General features: G+C 62.9%; 17 protein-coding genes and 2 tRNA genes. 11 read left to right on the forward strand and 8 right to left on the reverse strand.

Going from position 1 to position 17,368, the window contains the following annotated elements:
• Positions 1-10: 10 nt before the first annotated feature.
• The 6 genes from PVU19_RS11645 to PVU19_RS11670 form a co-directional block, all read right to left on the reverse strand.
• On the reverse strand, positions 11-250 hold the full coding sequence (locus PVU19_RS11645; protein ID WP_050661292.1) for a GTA head formation protein, RCAP_rcc01685 family: 240 nt from the start codon (positions 248-250) through the stop codon (positions 11-13).
• Positions 243-1,436, reverse strand: coding sequence for a phage portal protein (locus PVU19_RS11650; protein WP_050661258.1), 1,194 nt, complete (start codon positions 1,434-1,436; stop codon positions 243-245). The genes PVU19_RS11645 and PVU19_RS11650 overlap by 8 nt, the downstream gene beginning before the upstream one ends.
• A 160-nt stretch (positions 1,437-1,596) precedes the next feature.
• Positions 1,597-2,361, reverse strand: a complete 765-nt coding sequence (locus PVU19_RS11655; protein WP_050661293.1) for a potassium channel family protein — start codon at positions 2,359-2,361, stop codon at positions 1,597-1,599.
• Positions 2,362-2,425: 64 nt separating this feature from the next.
• Positions 2,426-4,243, reverse strand: coding sequence for an ABC-F family ATP-binding cassette domain-containing protein (locus PVU19_RS11660; RefSeq protein ID WP_050661259.1), 1,818 nt, complete (start codon positions 4,241-4,243; stop codon positions 2,426-2,428).
• Positions 4,244-4,284: 41 nt separating this feature from the next.
• Entirely contained in the window at positions 4,285-5,016 is a 732-nt protein-coding gene (locus PVU19_RS11665; protein WP_050661260.1) for a GNAT family N-acetyltransferase, read from the reverse strand.
• A 77-nt stretch (positions 5,017-5,093) separates the two neighbouring features.
• Entirely contained in the window at positions 5,094-5,561 is a 468-nt protein-coding gene (locus PVU19_RS11670; RefSeq protein ID WP_050661261.1) for an outer membrane protein assembly factor BamE, read from the reverse strand.
• Between the two features lie 88 nt (positions 5,562-5,649).
• On the opposite strand from PVU19_RS11670, the gene PVU19_RS11675 reads away from it, so the two are divergent.
• The 9 genes from PVU19_RS11675 to PVU19_RS11715 all read left to right on the forward strand — a co-directional run bounded on the left by PVU19_RS11675 (position 5,650) and on the right by PVU19_RS11715 (position 11,514).
• Positions 5,650-6,207, forward strand: a complete 558-nt coding sequence (locus PVU19_RS11675) for a YceD family protein (RefSeq protein ID WP_082237321.1) — start codon at positions 5,650-5,652, stop codon at positions 6,205-6,207.
• 167 nt (positions 6,208-6,374) lie between these two features.
• Positions 6,375-6,581: a 50S ribosomal protein L32 gene (rpmF, locus tag PVU19_RS11680; protein ID WP_050661262.1), complete on the forward strand. Its 207-nt coding sequence runs from the start codon at positions 6,375-6,377 to the stop codon at positions 6,579-6,581.
• 22 nt (positions 6,582-6,603) lie between these two features.
• Complete coding sequence (plsX, locus tag PVU19_RS11685; RefSeq protein WP_050661263.1) at positions 6,604-7,710, forward strand: phosphate acyltransferase PlsX; 1,107 nt, start codon at positions 6,604-6,606, stop codon at positions 7,708-7,710.
• The gene (locus PVU19_RS11690; RefSeq protein ID WP_050661264.1) at positions 7,707-8,681 is read left to right on the forward strand and encodes a beta-ketoacyl-ACP synthase III; all 975 of its coding nucleotides are present in this window, start codon (positions 7,707-7,709) and stop codon (positions 8,679-8,681) included. Before plsX ends, PVU19_RS11690 begins: the two co-directional genes overlap by 4 nt.
• A 69-nt stretch (positions 8,682-8,750) precedes the next feature.
• The gene (locus PVU19_RS11695; RefSeq protein WP_152911570.1) at positions 8,751-8,939 is read left to right on the forward strand and encodes a hypothetical protein; all 189 of its coding nucleotides are present in this window, start codon (positions 8,751-8,753) and stop codon (positions 8,937-8,939) included.
• Positions 8,940-9,002: 63 nt separating this feature from the next.
• Positions 9,003-9,305, forward strand: coding sequence for an integration host factor subunit alpha (gene ihfA / locus PVU19_RS11700; protein ID WP_050661265.1), 303 nt, complete (start codon positions 9,003-9,005; stop codon positions 9,303-9,305).
• Positions 9,306-9,319: 14 nt separating this feature from the next.
• The gene (locus tag PVU19_RS11705; protein ID WP_235575656.1) at positions 9,320-10,225 is read left to right on the forward strand and encodes a MerR family transcriptional regulator; all 906 of its coding nucleotides are present in this window, start codon (positions 9,320-9,322) and stop codon (positions 10,223-10,225) included.
• 56 nt (positions 10,226-10,281) lie between these two features.
• Positions 10,282-10,358 (forward strand) — tRNA-Pro (locus PVU19_RS11710).
• Between the two features lie 79 nt (positions 10,359-10,437).
• Positions 10,438-11,514, forward strand: coding sequence for a 2'-deoxycytidine 5'-triphosphate deaminase (locus tag PVU19_RS11715; RefSeq protein WP_050661295.1), 1,077 nt, complete (start codon positions 10,438-10,440; stop codon positions 11,512-11,514).
• Positions 11,515-11,661: 147 nt separating this feature from the next.
• On the opposite strand, the gene PVU19_RS11720 is transcribed toward PVU19_RS11715, so the two are convergent.
• Together PVU19_RS11720 and PVU19_RS11725 are read right to left on the reverse strand one after the other, a co-directional pair.
• Complete coding sequence (locus PVU19_RS11720; protein WP_152911571.1) at positions 11,662-15,354, reverse strand: Hint domain-containing protein; 3,693 nt, start codon at positions 15,352-15,354, stop codon at positions 11,662-11,664.
• 711 nt (positions 15,355-16,065) lie between these two features.
• Positions 16,066-16,151: transfer RNA gene (locus tag PVU19_RS11725), tRNA-Leu, on the reverse strand.
• 132 nt (positions 16,152-16,283) lie between these two features.
• On the opposite strand from PVU19_RS11725, the gene PVU19_RS11730 reads away from it, so the two are divergent.
• Both PVU19_RS11730 and PVU19_RS11735 read left to right on the forward strand, forming a co-directional pair.
• Positions 16,284-16,862, forward strand: coding sequence for a YqaA family protein (locus tag PVU19_RS11730; RefSeq protein WP_050661266.1), 579 nt, complete (start codon positions 16,284-16,286; stop codon positions 16,860-16,862).
• Positions 16,862-17,326, forward strand: coding sequence for a disulfide bond formation protein B (locus tag PVU19_RS11735; protein WP_050661267.1), 465 nt, complete (start codon positions 16,862-16,864; stop codon positions 17,324-17,326). Before PVU19_RS11730 ends, PVU19_RS11735 begins: the two co-directional genes overlap by 1 nt.
• The last annotated feature ends 42 nt before the right edge of the window (positions 17,327-17,368 follow it).

Raw genomic sequence — 17,368 nt, forward strand, 5'->3', positions numbered from 1 at the left:
GTTTCCAAACTCACGGCAACGCCGCCAGGATCGGCTGAAACGCCTGCACCAATATCGCCGCGACCACGCCGTACACCGCCAGCCACAGCCGCCGCTCCAGCCGCTCCAGCGCCGCCTCCAACCGCTCAAGCCGGTCCTGCGTCGCCTTCACCTGCAATTCCGAGACCCGTTCATGCGCCTCCAGCCGCAGCGCGGGCGCGCAGTCGAAGGGCTCGAACCCGTAGCGCGGCGGCGGCGCGCCCTCAGCCATCGGCATCGCCCTCAGGCAATGCGGGCAGGCCCAGCAAATCGCGCTTTTCCGCCGCGGTCAGGAACTCCGCCTGCGCCACCCGCACCCATTGCGCATCACGCTCCGCCGACAGCGCCGGCACCTGATCGAGATCGGGGCGCAACTCGAACGCCTCTCCCGCCATCCGCGCCAGCCACGCCGCCACGGCGGCACTGACGCGCGTGGCCAGCGGCAACACCGTCAGCCGGTAAAACGCCCGGTTCGCCTCCTGGTAATTGGCGAATGTCGCGTCGCCGGGAATACCCAGCAACATCGGCGGCACCCCAAAGGCAAGCGCGATTTCACGCGCCGCACTCTCCTTGGTTTTCTGAAATTCCATGTCGGACGGGCTGAAGCCCATCGGCTTCCAGTCAAGCCCGCCTTCCAGCAGCATCGGGCGGCCTGCATTGCGCGCGCCCTGATGATGCGCCTCCATCTCGGCGACCAACCGGTCATACTGATCCGAGCCGAGCGCCCCATGCCCCTCGGCCCCCTTGTAGACAATCGCCCCCGAGGGCCGCGCGGCATTGTCCAGCAGCGCCTTCGACCAGCGGCTCGCGGCATTGTGCACATCCACCGCCTGCGCCGCCGCCTGCAACGGCGACAGCCCGTAATGATCGTCCTGCGGGTGAAAGCTCTTGATATGGCAGATGCAGGGGGCGCCGTCGGAGACATCGAACCGATGCTTGCGTCCCGCCACGGCATATTCATAGCCAACCGGCCAGCCATCCGCGCCCGGCACCACGCTCATCCGGTCCGGACGCAGCACGTGCAACTCCACCGGCACGCCGCCCGCACCCACGGCCTCGACATAGGCATTGCCGGTCAAGAGCAGCTGGCCATAAAGCGCCTCGAACAACTCCGCCCGCCCCTGCGCCGGGTTCGGCATCTTGATCAGGCTCAGCACGGGATGCACCGCAAAGCGTTGCTCGGCGTCCTGCATCACCAGCGGCAGCGCGGCGGCGGCCTCGGCGATCATCTTGACACAACGAAACCCCACCGGATTGCCCGCAAAGCCGGTCCGCGCAAGGCTCACCACGTCACGCGGGCTCCACGCCACGCGACCGGCCCCGCCCCAGGCGACGACGCGTCCCGTGGCGCTCGCCTTCTGCTCAGGGACGGCCTGCGCCTCCGCCTCACCACCCTGCCGGAAGAAATCCAGTATCATCGTGCCACTCTCCTTGATCCCGCATCGGTTCAGGCCTCTTGCCCGCTTGATGAGGATCAGACCCCGAAAGGTTTAAGGAAAGTGAACCGGACCGCGCGCACCGCGCGCCGCCAAAACGCACCGACGCAATACCGACAGAATACCGACGCGATACAGCCCGCTAATCAGAGCCTTCGGTCTCGATCTTGATTTCACGCCCGCAATGCTTGCAATGGATCGCATCCGGGTCATGCCTGAGCAACCCGCAGCCCTCGCATTTCTGCCGCACCTTGGCCGGCAGAAAGATCGCCCGCGCCAATCGCAGAAACAGCCCGACCCCGACCACCATGATGCCCACGGCCAGCAATCGCCCGGTGCCGGTGGTCATGAGAATGTCGCCGTAGCCGGTCGTGGTCAGCGTCGTCACGGTGAAATAAAGTGCGTCGACATAAGTGTTTAGCCCCGGCTCCTGCCCACCGCGCAGCACCAGCACCAGCGCCGTCATCGCAAAGATGAACACCAACAGATTGACCGCCGCGACAATCGCATCCTCGTGCAACCGAAAGACCCGCACATCACGCCGCAGGTCCTTGAGCAGGTGATACGAATGCACCAGCCGCAGCGCCCGCAACAACCGCAGCGCCGCCCAACCCTGCCCGAGAAACGGCGCGGCAACCAGCGAGGCCAGAACCAGAACATCAATGATCACATAGACTTGCCGCAAATGCTGCAAACGGTTCTCGGCGATCCACAACCGGCAGGCAAAATCCGCAAGGATGACCACAGCAATCCCCGCATCCGCCGCAATCAACTCCGCGCCGAGCGGCATGGTCGCCGTGGCGAGGAAAAAGATGATCGAGACTGCATCGAAAATCAAAAGCGCATAGCGAAACCGCGTGGCACGTTTTGAGCGGCCCTCATACAAGAGCCTGACACGATCCCTCATGCTGCGATCCGATCCACTCATGGGGGCGAGCATAGCCGCGCAACTCCGCGACTTACAGGTGAAATCAGCCCTCAGCCTCGGCCTTTTCCGCCAGCGTCAGCCACTCCTCCTCGGCCTGCGCCAGAGCCGCCTGCCGCGCGCTCAGCGCCTCGGTCGCCTTCTTGAATTTCACCGGCTCCCGGGTAAATAGATCGGCGTCGGCAAGCAGCCCTTCCAGCTTGGCGATCTCAGCCTCCAGCCGCGCGATCACCCCCGGCAGTTCCTCCAGCCGATGCTTGTCGGTAAAGTTCAATTTCGAGGACTTGTCCTGCTTTGACTTTGCCGCTTTACCTTCTGTTTTCTCGGGTTTTATTTCCATCGGCGCGACCTCATCCCGGCCCCGCTGCGCGCGGTAGTCGCTCCAGCCGCCGGCATAGGTAGTGGCGTGCCCGTCGCCCTCCATCGCGATGGTCGTGCTTGCCACGCGGTCCAGGAAATCCCGGTCGTGGCTGACCAGCAGAACCGTGCCGTCGTAATCGTCGAGCAATTCCTGCAACAGGTCCAGCGTCTCAATATCGAGATCGTTGGTCGGCTCGTCGAGCACCAGCAGGTTGCTTTCCCGCGCCATCAACTTGGCCAGCAACAGCCGCGCTTTTTCCCCGCCCGACAAGGACTTGACCGGCGCGCGCACCTGCCGCTCGTCAAACAGGAAATCCTTGAGATAGCCCACCACGTGGCGCGGCTGTCCGCGCACCAGAACCTGATCCGCCTGCCCCGAGACGCGCATGTCGATATCGCCGGTCAGGCTCTCCCACAGGCTCATTTCAGGCGCAAGCTGCGCCCGCGCCTGATCGAAAACGGCAGGCAGCAGGTTAGTGCCGTGGGTCACACGTCCGGTATCCGGCGCGACCTCGCCCATCAGCATTTTTAGCAGCGTCGTCTTGCCCACGCCGTTGGGCCCGACAAAGGCCACACGATCCCCGCGCAGGATCTTGATGCTGAACTCACTCAGGATGAGCTTATCGTCGTAACGCTTTGAAATTCCGTCCGCTTCGATCACCTTGCGCCCCGAGGACGGACCGGAATCGAGCGCCATCGCAGCCGTGCCCTGACGGCGGATCTGACTGCTGCGCTCGGCCCGCAACTCCTGCAACGCACGCACCCGGCCTTGGTTGCGCTTGCGCCGCGCGCTGATGCCTTCGACCGCCCACCGGGCCTCGGCCTTGATCTTGCGGTTGAGCTTGTGGCGCTGTTGGTCCTCTTCCTCCCAGACCTTGTCGCGCCAGGCCTCAAATCCCTCAAAACCGCGCTCCTGCCTGCGCACCATTCCCCTATCAATCCAGAGGGTTGCACGGCTAAGCTCACGTAGAAAGGCGCGATCGTGGCTGATCAGCACATACCCTTTGCGCGTCTCGCGCAGCTGCGTCTCCAGCCATCCGATAGCCTCGATATCAAGGTGGTTGGTCGGCTCGTCGAGCAGCATCAACTCCGGCGCTTCAGCCATCAGCTTGGCCAATGCCGCGCGCCGCCGCTCCCCGCCCGAGGCGGTCTCTACGGGGCGGTCAGGATCGAATTTCAGCCCCTCGGCGGCCATCTCGACACGGTACATCTCGCCCGCGTCCAGCTCGCTCATCGCGAACTCGCCAAGGGTGGCAAAGCCTTTCATCTCGGGCTCTTGCTCCATGTAGCCCACGGATGTCCCGGGCGTCACGATGCGCTCGCCCCGGTCCGGCTCCACCAGCCCGGCCATGACCTTCATCAGCGTCGATTTGCCGGATCCGTTGCGCCCCACCAGCGCCACCCGGTCACCCGGCTGCACGACAAGCGACAGCGCGTCAAAGATCGGCTCGCCCCCAAAGGTGAGGGAAATATCGTTGAGTTGGAGAAGCGGTGCACGTGCCATGGGCGCGGGCTATCCCGCCGCCCCGGCGCGGTCAAGCACCCTCAGCCCGCCATCGCCCGCAACAGCCGCTTTCGCGTATCGGGAATGGCCCCGATCTCGACCCCGGTAAAGACATGCAGCGTGCCAAGGTTGCGGTCGATCACCGCGTGATCGCTCACCCAGCCCCCCATCATCAGATATGTGCGCAACAAAGGCGGCATGTGGCGCATGGCCAATTTCAGATCGGGTTTGTGCCTCTTGAGGCGTTGCGCGAATCGAAAGACGCTTGGTGCCTTGACGCGCGGCCACCAGCGACGCGGGGCCAGATGCCGCTCGCGCAGCACGGCAAAAGCGTCGAGATAATCGCCCGCGTCCACACCCTTGAACGACGAACATCCAAACAGCATCCCGATGCCCTGCTCATCCACGAACCGGGTCATCGCAGACCACGCAACGCGCAGGATATCGGGGTCGTTCAGGCCGGGTGCGATGCAGAACCGGCCCATCTCGGCCATCTTGCCGTCAAACTCCTCAAGGGCCGACAATTCGTAGAACTGTGCCGAATAGCTCTGTGCGATCTCACAGCCATCGTTGAGGGTCAAAATACGAAAACAGCAGACGAGCCGACCCGTCGCGCTCTCCTCGACTAATATGTGGTCGCAAATATCATCGAAAGGATCGACATCAAGCCCGCTGTCCTGACCGAGGAATGCGACCACCCGCAGGGCTTGTGCCCGCCGGATATCCTCGTCGCCGACGCCGCGCCGCGCCAGATACCGCCTCTCGCCTGTCATTGCAGCCTCTTCACATACCAGCGTGAGCCTAGCCAAGCCCCCGCTAGCACACAAGGCATGACAGACGCATGACGGCGCTAGCTGCCGAATTCGGTGTCGTTCGCGAAGGGATTGATGTTCCCGAGGTTACCGAGCATCTGCCGCAAGAAGCCATTATCGACGACCGAGCTGTCGGTCACACGGCGCGTCAGCGGCACGACCTTGCCGTCCTCAAGCCCAAACGTCTCGATGTTGGCGATGGTGTTATCATCGTTGAACGAAATCGCGAGCACGGTCCGCTCTACTACCTGCGGGCGGAACATGCCCCAGGTGCGCTTGCGTGAGCGGACATAGTAGTAGTCACCCTCGTCCGACATTCCCGACAGCGACGGCGGGCCCACCACATCATCCACCGTGGCGCGTGTATCCACACCGACGATAAGGTTCTGAAGGTCATCTGCGGGCGGCACATAGCCATGGTTCTTGTAGGTGGCGCTACAGGCCGCAACGGTCAGCAGACCACACAGCACAAGGCCGCGAAGCAGTCGGGATGTGGTACCTGTCATGTCTGCCCTCTTGTCATGGCCGCGCGCGGCTTTTATCCCGCTTACATCAAGGTGGCCTGCAGGTTCAAGAAAGGAAGCAGAGGGAAACATGCCCGATGAGACGCAAAATCCCGAAGTGATCCGCGTCGCGCATCTGCGCGGCAAGGACGAGATGCCGTTCGAGATCACACCGGATGCTGCCAGGCGCAAGCAGATCGCAGAGGATCTCGGACTTCTCGACCTGCGCAAATTGCGCCTCAGCGGGCGCATTTCCGCAGAGGGCCGCACCGATTGGCTCCTAACGGCCACCTTGGGGGCCACGGTCGTGCAGCGATGCGTCGTGACGCTCGACCCCGTCACGACCCGCATCGACGAACCCGTCACACGCCGATTCTCCCCCGACGCCGAACCGCCGGATCTTGCCCCCGGAGAAGAGATGGAGATGCCCGAGGACGACACGCTGGAACCCTTGGGTCAAGAGATCGATCTGCGCCGGGTGATGATCGAGGCGCTCAGCCTTGCGCTTCCGCCCTGGCCGCGCAGCGATGGCGCGGGACTGGGCCAGATGACCGCAACCGCCGAGGGCGCGGAACCACTGACCGACGAGGACACCAAGCCCTTTGCCGGCCTCAAGACACTGCGCGATCAACTCAAGGGGGAAGAGTGAAGACGGCCGCGCCGCAACGCGTCAAGAATCGCTTGCCCCGGCAACAAATCTCTGTATTTTCGCGCTCTCATCGGAATTGAGGGTTGAACCGGCGGCTCACTACGGATTAAGAGCCGCGTACACCCGTGAAACCGGGCCATCTGGCCCACAGGAATTGAGGTTGTGACATGGCTGTCCAACAGAACAAAGTATCGAAATCGCGCCGCAACAACCGCCGCGCGCATGACTCGCTGGTTGCGGGCAACCCAAACGAATGCCCCAATTGTGGTGAGCTGAAGCGCCCGCATCACGTCTGTGCCGCCTGCGGCCACTACGCTGATCGCGAAGTCGTGAGCCTCGTTGACGAGATCGACTTGGAAGACGACGCGGCTTAAGCACTCGAAGGCGATATGCCGAATGACCGCTCGGACAGACCAGACGAGGACGGGCCCGGCCCGCACAATCATCTCGGTTGACGCCATGGGCGGCGATCAGGGGCCCGCGGCAGTTGTCGCGGGTATTGCCCATTCTGCACAGAAAAACCGCGAAATCGGCTTCATCGTCCATGGCCCGGGCGATGAACTCAAGCGTCTTGTTGCCAAGCGCAAGGGGTTGGAGTCGCGTTGTGAAGTTCGCCACGCGCCGGACGTCGTCACCATGGATGACAAGCCGAGCAGCGTCGTGCGGCACGGACGCGAAACCTCGATGTGGTCCGCCCTCGAATCGGTGCGCAACGGCGAGGCCACGGTCTGCGTGTCCTGCGGCAATACCGGAGCGCTGATGCTGATGTCGGTGCTGCGCCTGCGCAAACTGCCCGGCATCTACCGCCCGGCCATCGCCGTCATGTGGCCGTCGCAGAACCCGCAAGAACACAACATCATGCTTGATGGCGGCGCGGATATCCGCGCCGACGCAAAGGATCTCATGCAATACGCGTTGATGGGGGCGTCCTACGCGCGTAACGGCTTCGGGCTGGAGCGGCCGCGCATCGGCCTGCTCAACGTCGGCACCGAAGAACACAAGGGCCGTGCCGAACTCCGCGAAGCGTATGATCTCATCGCTGCCAACGCCCGCACCGCGGATTTCGAGTTCGTGGGTTTCGTCGAGGGGCGCGACCTGCCCGGCACCGTCTGCGACGTGATCGTGACCGACGGCTTTACCGGCAACGTGGCGCTCAAGACCGGCGAAGGCACCGCCAAACTGGTCGGCGATCTGCTGCGCGAGGCGTTCGCCTATTCGCCGCTCTCCCGCCTCGCGTCGGTGCTGGCCTACACATCGCTGCGCCGCATGAAGAAACGGGTCGATCCGCGCCGCGCCAATGGCGGCGTGTTCCTTGGCCTAAACGGCACCGTCGTCAAGTCGCACGGATCGGCCGACGCAACCGGCGTAAGTTCGGCGATCAAGCTCGCCTTTGAGCTGGCGCAATCACATTTCACCGAAAGACTCGCCGCGCGCGTGGCCTCTGCTGCGCTCCTGGATCAGGGCGACAGCGCCGAGAACACCCCGGATGAGGAGGCCCAATGACCCGCCGCGCCGTCATCGAGGGGATCGGTCATTACCTGCCGGACCGCATCGTTCCCAATTCCGAGTTCGAAAAGACTCTCGACACGTCGGACGAATGGATTCGCACCCGGTCTGGCATCGAGCGTCGGCGCTTCGCCGCCGAAGGCCAGACAACATCGGACCTCGCCCTTCGCGCAGCAAAAGCCGCATTGGCACAGGCCGGTCTGACGGCTGAGGATATCGACGGTGTCGTGGTCGCCACCTCCACCCCAGACCTGACCTTCCCCTCCGTAGCCACAATGGTGCAGAAGGACTTGGGTATGACGCGCGGCTTCGGCTTTGACGTGCAGGCGGTCTGCGCCGGATTCATCTACGCTCTGACCACCGCCAACGCACTCATTATGACCGGACAGGCGAACCGGCTTCTGGTCATCGGTGCGGAAACCTTCAGCCGCATCATGGACTGGACCGACCGCTCCACTTGCGTGCTCTTCGGCGACGGTGCGGGCGCCCTGATCCTCGGTGCGCGGGATGGCGATGGCACCAACGCGGATCGCGGCATCCTGTCCTCGGACCTCAATTCCGACGGGCGCTACCGTGACATGCTCTATGTCGATGGCGGGGTCTCATCCACCGGCACTGCGGGCAAGCTGCGGATGCAGGGCAACCCGCTCTTCCGTCAGGCCGTCGAGAAACTCACCTCAACCGCCGAGACGGCCCTCGCCAAGGTCGGGCTGAGCGGCCCCGATGTCGATTGGATCGTGCCGCACCAGGCCAATATCCGCATCATCCAGGGCACCGCCAAGAAGATGGGCCTGCCGATGGACCGCGTGATCGTCACCGTGCAGGATCACGGCAACACCTCTGCCGCCTCGATTCCTCTGGCCATGTCGGTTGGCGTCGCCGAAGGCCGGATCAAACCCGGCGACCTCGTACTTTCCGAAGCGATCGGCGGCGGCCTGGCCTGGGGTGCCGTGGTCCTGCGATGGTGATCCCGGCCATACTCTGAGTTGTTTCGCCCGGCCCATTCTGCGACGACTTGCCAAGCAGAGCAGAAGCGCATGGGTGAGCAACGCCGGAAAGCTATTGATCGTCTCGGAGACGTCGATCGGCGTGCTGGTCATGCCGCGTCCTGTCTGACATATGCCGTGCCCGCCCCATTTACCCATGTTTTGACCGCACATGCGGCATTGCGGCCCTTGGATTCCGAAAAAACGCGCAAAAAACCGCACTTCAAGGGCAAGGGCTAAGTCGTTGACATTGACTCGGAAATTACCTTCCCGCAAAGTATCGCGAAAAACAGCGGGGATATAATGGGACATAAGACACTTACAAGAATGGATTTGAGCGAAGCGATTTTTCGCGAAGTGGGGCTGTCGCGAAATGACGCAGCCCAAATGGTCGAGAGCGTTCTGGACCACATGTCCGATGCGCTCGTCGAGGGAGAACAGGTCAAGATTTCCTCGTTCGGCACCTTTTCGGTCCGCGACAAGACTGCCCGTGTGGGCCGAAACCCAAAGACCGGCGAAGAGGTTCCGATCAACCCGCGCCGCGTGCTGACCTTCCGACCGTCGCATCTGATGAAAGACCGGGTCGCAGCCGGCAACAAGAGCTAAGGACACCGCCCAATATGGCAAAATCCGCCGACGCCTTTCGAACCATAAGTGAGGTTGCCGAATGGCTGGAGGTTCCGGCGCATGTGCTGCGGTTCTGGGAGAGCAAGTTCACGCAGGTCAAACCCGTGAAACGTGCAGGCGGGCGACGCTATTACCGCCCTGCCGACATGCGGCTTCTGGGCGGCATCAAGATACTTCTGCATGACGAGGGCATGACCATCAAAGGCGTACAAAAAATCCTGCGCGAAGAGGGGGTGCAGCACGTGGCGGCGTTGTCGCGAGGGCTGGGCGGTGAGTCCGGCGATCAGGCGCTCGATATCGCCGCGACCCCTCAGCCGCAGCCGCCCGCGCAGGTTCTCTCGTTCGAGCGCCCGACAGAAAGCGCGAGCGCCGAGGACACGCCTGGGATCACCGCAGATGACCCTCAGCAGTCGGAGACGAAACCCGAAGAGCATACGCCCTCTGATAAGCAGGTCGAGGAGGAGGACGTCGCCGCGGCTGAGACAGCAAACGACGACGCGTCTGAGCCTGCGGACGCCGATGCCGCTCAGGGTGCCGATGACCCGATGCCCAACATGTTCGCAGACGACACGACATCGCCCGAACCGCCCCCGACATACGGGAATGAACAAGGGTCTGAACCGAGACCGTCGGCAGAATCGGAAAACCTCTTCACGGCGTCCGGGAACGCGTCCGCCCCCCAGGACAGCGCGGACGAGCCACCGGCCACGCTCGCGCCGCTGCCCGCCCTGCCTGACGATCCGTCGGACAGCACACCCTCTCCTGCCGGTGCCCTGGCGTCTCTCGCAACGCTCAAACGACCGGTGTCCAGCGATTTAGCTGCCGAACTTGCCGGCTTGGCAACCCGCCTGCGCAGAAGCGGGACGTCAAAAGGCACTAACGGTGCGGGCAAGGATTAAAAATTGGGATTTCCCCCTTGTCCCTACCCGGAAAACCAGTATGAACGGCGCATCGTCGGGCTATGGCGCAGCCTGGTAGCGCGTCCGTCTGGGGGACGGAAGGTCGCAGGTTCGAGTCCTGCTAGCCCGACCAAATTTACCGACGATCCCGCCCGCCTCGGCCCCTCGGGCACCGCAACACGGATGCGGGGCACGACGAGAGGGTGATGGCGATGACCGGGGTTGTTTCAAGCCAGCAGATCAGGGACATGATCGCCGCAGGCATACTCTCGGCCTCATCCGATATCCTGCCTGAACAGATCCAACCGGCCAGCCTCGATCTGCGTCTTGGGCCCGTTGCCTACCGCGTGCGTGCATCCTTCCTGACCGGCACCGGCCGCACCGTCGCCGACCGGATCGGCGAATTCGAGATGCACCGCATCGACCTTGAACCGGGGGCGGTTCTGGAAAAGGGATGCGTCTATGTTGTCCCGCTGATGGAACATCTCGCCTTGCCCGAAGGCGTGCAGGCCGTGACCAACGCCAAATCCTCCACCGGGCGGCTCGACCTTCTGACCCGGGTCATCACCGATGGCGGAGTAGAGTTCGACCGCGTAGCCCCCGGCTATGCCGGGCCGCTTTACGCAGAAATCTGCCCGCGCTCCTTCTCCGTGCTCGTCCGCCCCGGCATGCGCCTCAACCAGATCCGGTTTCGCGCAGGTCAGGCAGTGCTCTGTGACGACGCGTTGCGTGCGCTGCACTCCACCACACCGCTCGTCGATGGAGACAGCGCCGTGATCGATGAAGGTCTGGGATTTTCAGTCGATCTGCGGCCCGCGACCGGCACCCTCGTGGGATACCGGGCCAAACCGCATGCAGGCGTGATCGACCTTGACCGGATCGGACATTATGCACCCGCCGACTACTGGGAAGAGGTGCATGCCGAAAACGGCCACATCATTCTCGATCCCGGTGCCTTTTACATCCTCGTCAGCCGCGAGGCGGTGCATATCCCGCCCCAATACGCCGCCGAGATGGCCCCCTACGTCGCCATGGTAGGCGAGTTCCGGGTGCATTACGCAGGCTTTTTCGATCCCGGTTTCGGTCATGCGGCGGCGGGCGGGGCCGGATCGCGCGGCGTGCTCGAAGTGCGCTGCCACGAGGCCCCGTTCGTGCTCGAACATGGTCAGATCGTCGGGCGGCTTGTCTATGAGAAGATGGATCAGATCCCCGATCAGCTCTACGGGGCAGGGATCGCGTCCAATTACCAGGGTCAGGGCCTGAAGCTGTCCAAACACTTCAAAAGCTGAGCACACGCCCGCGCCAGACTTTTTGTTTCCCAAAAAGAAACAATCCCGGCACATGGCCGGGATTGTTCCCACTCGAAACCGGGCAAGCCCCCGCAACCGATTTCTTTGGCCGGCCCCTATGGAGGGCCGACCGGGTGCAAAGGGTTATTATTCCACGAGCAGACGTGCCTCGTGCTTTTTGAGGGACCGGCGCGCCGCCTGATAGGCTTTGACGCCTTGTGCCTCGCGCAGTTCCGGGAAGAGGTCGAAAATCTCATCCCGCTGTTCGGCCCCCATGCCATCCAGCACCTGCTCCCCGGGCTGGAAGCTTTCGGTCCAGGCCCCGTTCGACAACACCACCTCGTGCTGGTCGAACATGAAGTGAATGTAGGTCGTGCCACTCGCCTCGACCTGATCGACGCCCTCCATGCCGGTCAGGTGCTTGGCCGCTGCCAGAACCTCGCGCTCCTCGAAATAGAGCGCAGCGCGCTCGGAATTGAGCAATAGACGGTGCTGCGGGCTGACCAGCATATCGCGCTCGGGCAGGCCATGACCAAGCGCTCCTGCCCGTATCAGAACCGGCTTGAGATGCGGCGCATTCTGCAGATCCTGCATGCCAAGCGCGCGATGCCCGATCCAGCGGATTTCCTGCAAACCGTTGTCGCGGGTGATCACCCGGTCGCCAAGCTGCAGGTCTTCCACCAGCTTTTCCCCGCGCGGCGTGGCAATCAGCGTGCCGGGCGTGAAGCAGGGTATCAGGTTCTCGATCTCGCTGAACTCCAGCGTTCCGCTGACACTGTCATCGGCGGCAAGGAAATTCACCGTTCCGCTGGTCGAGTCGCCATCCGGATCGACGGTTTCCCCCACGATTTCGAACCGGCCAAGACCGCGCAGGTCGAGCGTGTCGAAATCGTCGTCGATGCCGTCATCGGTGGAGTCACCGTCGCCGCCGTCGATCGTGTCGCCCGCGCCGACATCGAGGAACACATCGCGGTCATTGGCACCGGCCAGCACATCCGCCCCAGCCCCTCCCGAGATCGTGTCACTGCCGTCATTGCCGACGATCAGATCGTCGCCATCGCCGCCACTGATCACGTCATCCCCGGCACCGCCGTTCATGGTGTCATTGCCGGCATCGCCGCTCAGGACATCGTCGCCATCCTGACCGCGAATGTCGTCGTCGCCTTCCCCGCCGGTGATCGTGTCGTTCTCGGTGCCGCCTGCAAGCGTGTCATCACCCGCACCGCCATCAATGATGTCCTCACCCGCGAGACCGCGCACGGAATCATCGCCATCACCGCCAAGGATCGTGTCATTACCGGCATTGCCCTCGAGCGAGTCGTTGTCGATGCCACCGTCGATGAAGTCATCACCTTCGCCACCCGAGATCGTGTCATCGTCGTCCTGGCCAAAGATCGTGTCATTGCCAGAGCCGCCATTGATGACGTCCTGACCATTATTGGTCACGGGGTCTGTGGCGTCGGGAATGTTCAATTCGTCGGGGAAGGACGGATCGAGCCCACCGTAGATCAGATCATCCCCGGCTCCCCCGTTGATCGTGTCCGATCCCTCGCCACCGATGATCGTATCGTTGCCATCGCCGCCCTCGACGCTGTCGGCATCGATCCCGGCGTCGATCAGGTCATTGCCCGCGCCACCAAGGATCGTGTCGGCATCGTCGCCGGTCGAGATGACATCGTCGCCATCCCCGCCATCGACGAAATCGCGGTCGTCATCCGGGAACGGATCCGCAGGAACGTCAGGCGGAAAGCCCAGATCGGGCAGCGGCGTCGCCGACAAGGGCGCACCGGCGTCTATCGTGTCATTCCCGGCCCCGCCAGAGATCGTATCGCTGCCGACATCGCCAATGATGCTGTCATTGCCGCCTGCGCCCTCGACCTCGTCATCGCCCAGACCGGCCAGGACGGTATCGTCGCCGTCACCTGCCCGGATGCTGTCATCATCAGGTGCAGCCCCCGGCAGGAGCGCATCGCCCGCATCGACAAAATCACCATCGGGATCGCCATCATAGGACGTGTCGATCAAATCGGGCCCGTCTGTGCCGTCAATGATACCGTCGCGCTCGGGCGGCGGGGGCGGCGGAGGCGCATCACCAACGGTCACCGTGACCGTGGCCGTGTCGGTGCCACCATTGCCATCCGACACCGTGTAGTCGAACGTGTCGGTGCCGCTGAAGCCCACATCGGGCGCATAGGTGATCGTACCGTCTGCGTTGACCGTCGTGGTGCCATTTGCCCCGTCCGTGGCGCTGTCTACGACCAGCGTATCGCCGTCCACATCCGTGTCATTGCCCAGAACCGTCAGATCGACCGAGGTTTCGAACTCGGTCGTTCCACTATCATCGCCCGCAACCGGATCGTCGTTCGCCGGGTTGACCGTCACCGTCACCGTGCCGGGGGTCGTGTTCCCGTTGCCGTCGTCGGCGGTGTAGGTGATCGTGTCGGTGCCGTTGAAATCCGGGTTCGGCGTGTAGGTCAGGGTATTGTCGGCATTGACCGTCACCGTGCCGTTGGTCGCGGTGGCACTGCCGACGGTCAGCGGATCACCTTCGGGATCGCTGTCATTGGCAAGGACCGGAATATCGACCGAGGTGTCCTCGTCCGTCACTGCGGTATCGGGCTGCGTGACCGGCGCGCCGTTCTCGGGCAGGATCAGGTTCTCGATCTCGGCAAAGGTCATCTCGCCCGAGACTGTGCCATCACTGTCGATGAACTCGATCCGCCCCGAGGTGGAGTTGCCGTCGGGATCGTCGGTTTCCTCGGCCACGCGCAGCGGGCCCGAGCCACTCAGGTCAAGCGTGTCATTGTCTACGCCGGTGCTGCCGCCATCAACCACGTCGCCTGCAGTGCCGCCGATGATGGTGTCTTCATCTGCGCCACCGACGATCGAGTCAGCCCCGGCACCGCCAGTCAGAACGTCATTGCCGCCCTCACCCAGCAGGGTGTCGTCACCGTCCTCGCCGATCAGTGTGTCGTCGCCCGGCGCTCCGCCATCAACGACACCACCGAGCGGGTTGAAATACACATCCGTCAGGTTGATGCCATCACCGCTCCCGTCCGCATCCGTGTAGCGGACGACGACCTGCGCCACCGGCCCTGCGATGCTCACGGAAAGCGCGTTGGCCGCGTCGGCATCCGTGCCGGAGCCGCTACCGGTCGCCTCTTCGCCGCTCAGCACCGAGACATCCGTGCCACCGGTCAGCGTAACCGGGATCAGGTTGTCATCGCCATCAAAGGCGAATATCTGAACGTTTTCAGTGCCATCAAGATCATTGACCTGGAAAGACACATCATTGACGGGGGCCGAAAACTCCAGCTTGAGGTCGGTCTCACCCGCACTCGGCAAGGACGCCGCCAGCGAGCTGTTGGCATCCGCCGGAGTGCCACCGGTCTCGACGCCGTCCACATTCTGAGGGTTGTCGGCAAAGGTGGTATTCACCGGTCCAGTGGCCTGCAACACGGAAAACGTCACATCTACGCTGCCGGTATCCTGCACAAAGCCGCTGATCGGATCGCCCATCTCGATCGGATCGGCGTCGTTCGTGTCGGGTGCGAGGTCCCATTGAAACACTTCGCGCCCTGCACCGGGGTCGCTGCTGTCCCCGACCAGAAGGTCATTGCCCGCACCGCCCTCGACCGAGTCACTGCCGGAGCCTGCGAAAACAGAATCATCGCCCTCCCCCGAAAGGATGGTGTCCGATCCGCCAAAACCATCGACGACGTCGTTGTTCGTGCCACCCGGACCATTGCCCGCATCAATGGCCTCACCTTCCGGATCGGCAGCAAATGTCGCATCGATACGGTTGTCGCTGTTGTCGCCTTCAACCCTGTTCGTCGCCATGTTCTTCTCCCACTAGACACGGGGTCGGCATGTACCCCGAAGTGCTAAACTCAAATTCCCAAAGTTGGCGATGCGACCACGCGGGACGACCGTCGCAACCGAATTGCAAGGAGAATGACAGCGTAGCCCATGACCGAACGGGTCTCTTTCGGATCCCGACGTCCCATCGAAATGTCGGTTATCCAACCAACTACACAGCGATCACACTTTTGCACACGTGACATGTCACGCGCCGATTACGTGCGGTCGCCCCCAGACCTAGCAACATCACCCCCCAGTTGGGCTGCATTCTTTCTACGCCAGCCCTCGCGAACCCCCAAGGGGAATTTGGGCCGAAAAGTGCCGAAACAATGTTCGCGCGCCCCAAAATTCGCCGCATTTACCATGGCTTCGCCACAATCTCGATTCGGCATTGTTTCTCGAAATTTGCATCAAATTGGCATGAACCCAGTGATAACGACCTTGTGAGATGCATTTTCAGGCGTCGTTTCACTCAAGCCGGTCCGATACTGTTTCAAAAAAGCGTTCAGCCCCGCAGGCCACGGATCCGGCAAATCATGGCAAAATTCGGTCACACAGACTTATTCTGATAGTGGGTCAATCCGCAGATTCGGGGCGAAACGTTTCCAAGCACTCAACAGTTTGAAAGGCACAAGACGCGACGCGCCTGATTCGCGTGCAGCCGCCACTACGTCATTCAATTCCGGAGGTTGGTGCCCAAGGCGAGACTCGAACTCGCACGGTATTGCTACCGGGGGATTTTGAATCCCCTGCGTCTACCATTCCGCCACTTGGGCCCGGCGCAGTGCTTAGCCGAGCGCGGAGGCTTCGTCCAGAGGCCCCGGTGATTTTAGATCGCTTTCTGCACAGGACTTGACCCCACGGGCCACCCATGCTGTTTCGCAGAAAACCCGCTCAGGACAGGCCACATGATCAGATCGCTATATGACTGGACCCTGCGCATGGCCGAACATCGCCACGCGCTCTGGGTGCTGGCCTGTGTCAGCTTCATCGAAAGCTCTGTCTTTCCGATCCCGCCCGATGTGCTGATGATCCCGATGATCCTCGCCCGGCCTTCACGCGCCTGGCTGATCGCGGGCATCGCACTCGTTTCCTCGGTACTGGGCGGTATGCTTGGTTATGGCATCGGCGCCTTCGCCTATCAGGAGATTGGCCAGCCGATCCTCGCCGCACTGGGCAAGGGCGACGCGATGGTTGCGTTCAGCACCCGGTTCAACGATTTCGGATTCTGGGCAGTACTGACGGCGGGGGTGACGCCCTTCCCCTACAAGGTGATCACCATCATGTCAGGCTGGACGGCGATGCCACTCGGGACCTTCATCGCCACATCGATCCTGGCACGCGGCATTCGCTTCTTTCTCGTCGCCGCCCTGCTGTGGAAATTCGGCACACCCGTGCGCGACTTCATAGAGCGCCGCCTCGGGCTGATGACCATTCTCTTCGTGCTGCTGCTGTTCGGCGGCTTTTATGCGACAAGGTTCTTGTGATGCGCCTCAGCCAACGCCAGTTGATCCTTATCGCCGCCAGCGGTTCCGCCGCGCTGATGCTGGGCGCGCTCGCCTTTCAGCATATCGGCGGCATGGCTCCGTGCAAGCTCTGCCTGTGGCAACGCTGGCCGCATGTGATCGCGATTGCGCTCGGGGCGGTGGCGCTCGTCGCCCTACCCCGCCTGATGGCATTTGGCGGGCTGCTGGCCGCACTCGCCTCGGCCACCTTGGGCGGGTATCACACCGGGGTCGAGCGCGGCTGGTGGGAGGGGCCCTCTGAATGCTCCTCGACAGGGGCGGCGGGGCTCAGCACCGATGAGCTGTTCAACCAGATCATGGCCGCCCCGCTGGTGCGCTGCGACGAGGTGCCATGGGAGATGCTCGGGCTTTCGATGGCCAGCTGGAACATGGTGGTGTCGCTCGGCCTCGCAACGTTCTGGCTGATGGCATTGCGGGCACGCTGAGATAGAGGCGCCTGGCGCGAACGGGTCTGGTGAGGGCCTGGA

This window comes from Roseovarius tolerans (assembly GCF_028885395.1).
In the GTDB taxonomy this organism is placed as follows: domain Bacteria; phylum Pseudomonadota; class Alphaproteobacteria; order Rhodobacterales; family Rhodobacteraceae; genus Roseovarius; species Roseovarius tolerans.

Bases quoted from the DNA above. Each gene is read 5' to 3' on its own strand.
- PVU19_RS11645 (WP_050661292.1), bottom strand. From the start codon at position 250: ATGGCTGAGGGCGCGCCGCCGCCGCGCTACGGGTTCGAGCCCTTCGAC.
- PVU19_RS11650 (WP_050661258.1), bottom strand. From the start codon at position 1,436: ATGATACTGGATTTCTTCCGGCAGGGTGGTGAGGCGGAGGCGCAGGCC.
- PVU19_RS11655 (WP_050661293.1), bottom strand. From the start codon at position 2,361: ATGAGGGATCGTGTCAGGCTCTTGTATGAGGGCCGCTCAAAACGTGCC.
- PVU19_RS11660 (WP_050661259.1), bottom strand. From the start codon at position 4,243: ATGGCACGTGCACCGCTTCTCCAACTCAACGATATTTCCCTCACCTTT.
- PVU19_RS11665 (WP_050661260.1), bottom strand. From the start codon at position 5,016: ATGACAGGCGAGAGGCGGTATCTGGCGCGGCGCGGCGTCGGCGACGAG.
- PVU19_RS11670 (WP_050661261.1), bottom strand. From the start codon at position 5,561: ATGACAGGTACCACATCCCGACTGCTTCGCGGCCTTGTGCTGTGTGGT.
- PVU19_RS11675 (WP_082237321.1), top strand. From the start codon at position 5,650: ATGCCCGATGAGACGCAAAATCCCGAAGTGATCCGCGTCGCGCATCTG.
- rpmF (WP_050661262.1), top strand. From the start codon at position 6,375: ATGGCTGTCCAACAGAACAAAGTATCGAAATCGCGCCGCAACAACCGC.
- plsX (WP_050661263.1), top strand. From the start codon at position 6,604: ATGACCGCTCGGACAGACCAGACGAGGACGGGCCCGGCCCGCACAATC.
- PVU19_RS11690 (WP_050661264.1), top strand. From the start codon at position 7,707: ATGACCCGCCGCGCCGTCATCGAGGGGATCGGTCATTACCTGCCGGAC.
- PVU19_RS11695 (WP_152911570.1), top strand. From the start codon at position 8,751: ATGGGTGAGCAACGCCGGAAAGCTATTGATCGTCTCGGAGACGTCGAT.
- ihfA (WP_050661265.1), top strand. From the start codon at position 9,003: ATGGGACATAAGACACTTACAAGAATGGATTTGAGCGAAGCGATTTTT.
- PVU19_RS11705 (WP_235575656.1), top strand. From the start codon at position 9,320: ATGGCAAAATCCGCCGACGCCTTTCGAACCATAAGTGAGGTTGCCGAA.
- PVU19_RS11715 (WP_050661295.1), top strand. From the start codon at position 10,438: ATGACCGGGGTTGTTTCAAGCCAGCAGATCAGGGACATGATCGCCGCA.
- PVU19_RS11720 (WP_152911571.1), bottom strand. From the start codon at position 15,354: ATGGCGACGAACAGGGTTGAAGGCGACAACAGCGACAACCGTATCGAT.
- PVU19_RS11730 (WP_050661266.1), top strand. From the start codon at position 16,284: ATGATCAGATCGCTATATGACTGGACCCTGCGCATGGCCGAACATCGC.
- PVU19_RS11735 (WP_050661267.1), top strand. From the start codon at position 16,862: ATGCGCCTCAGCCAACGCCAGTTGATCCTTATCGCCGCCAGCGGTTCC.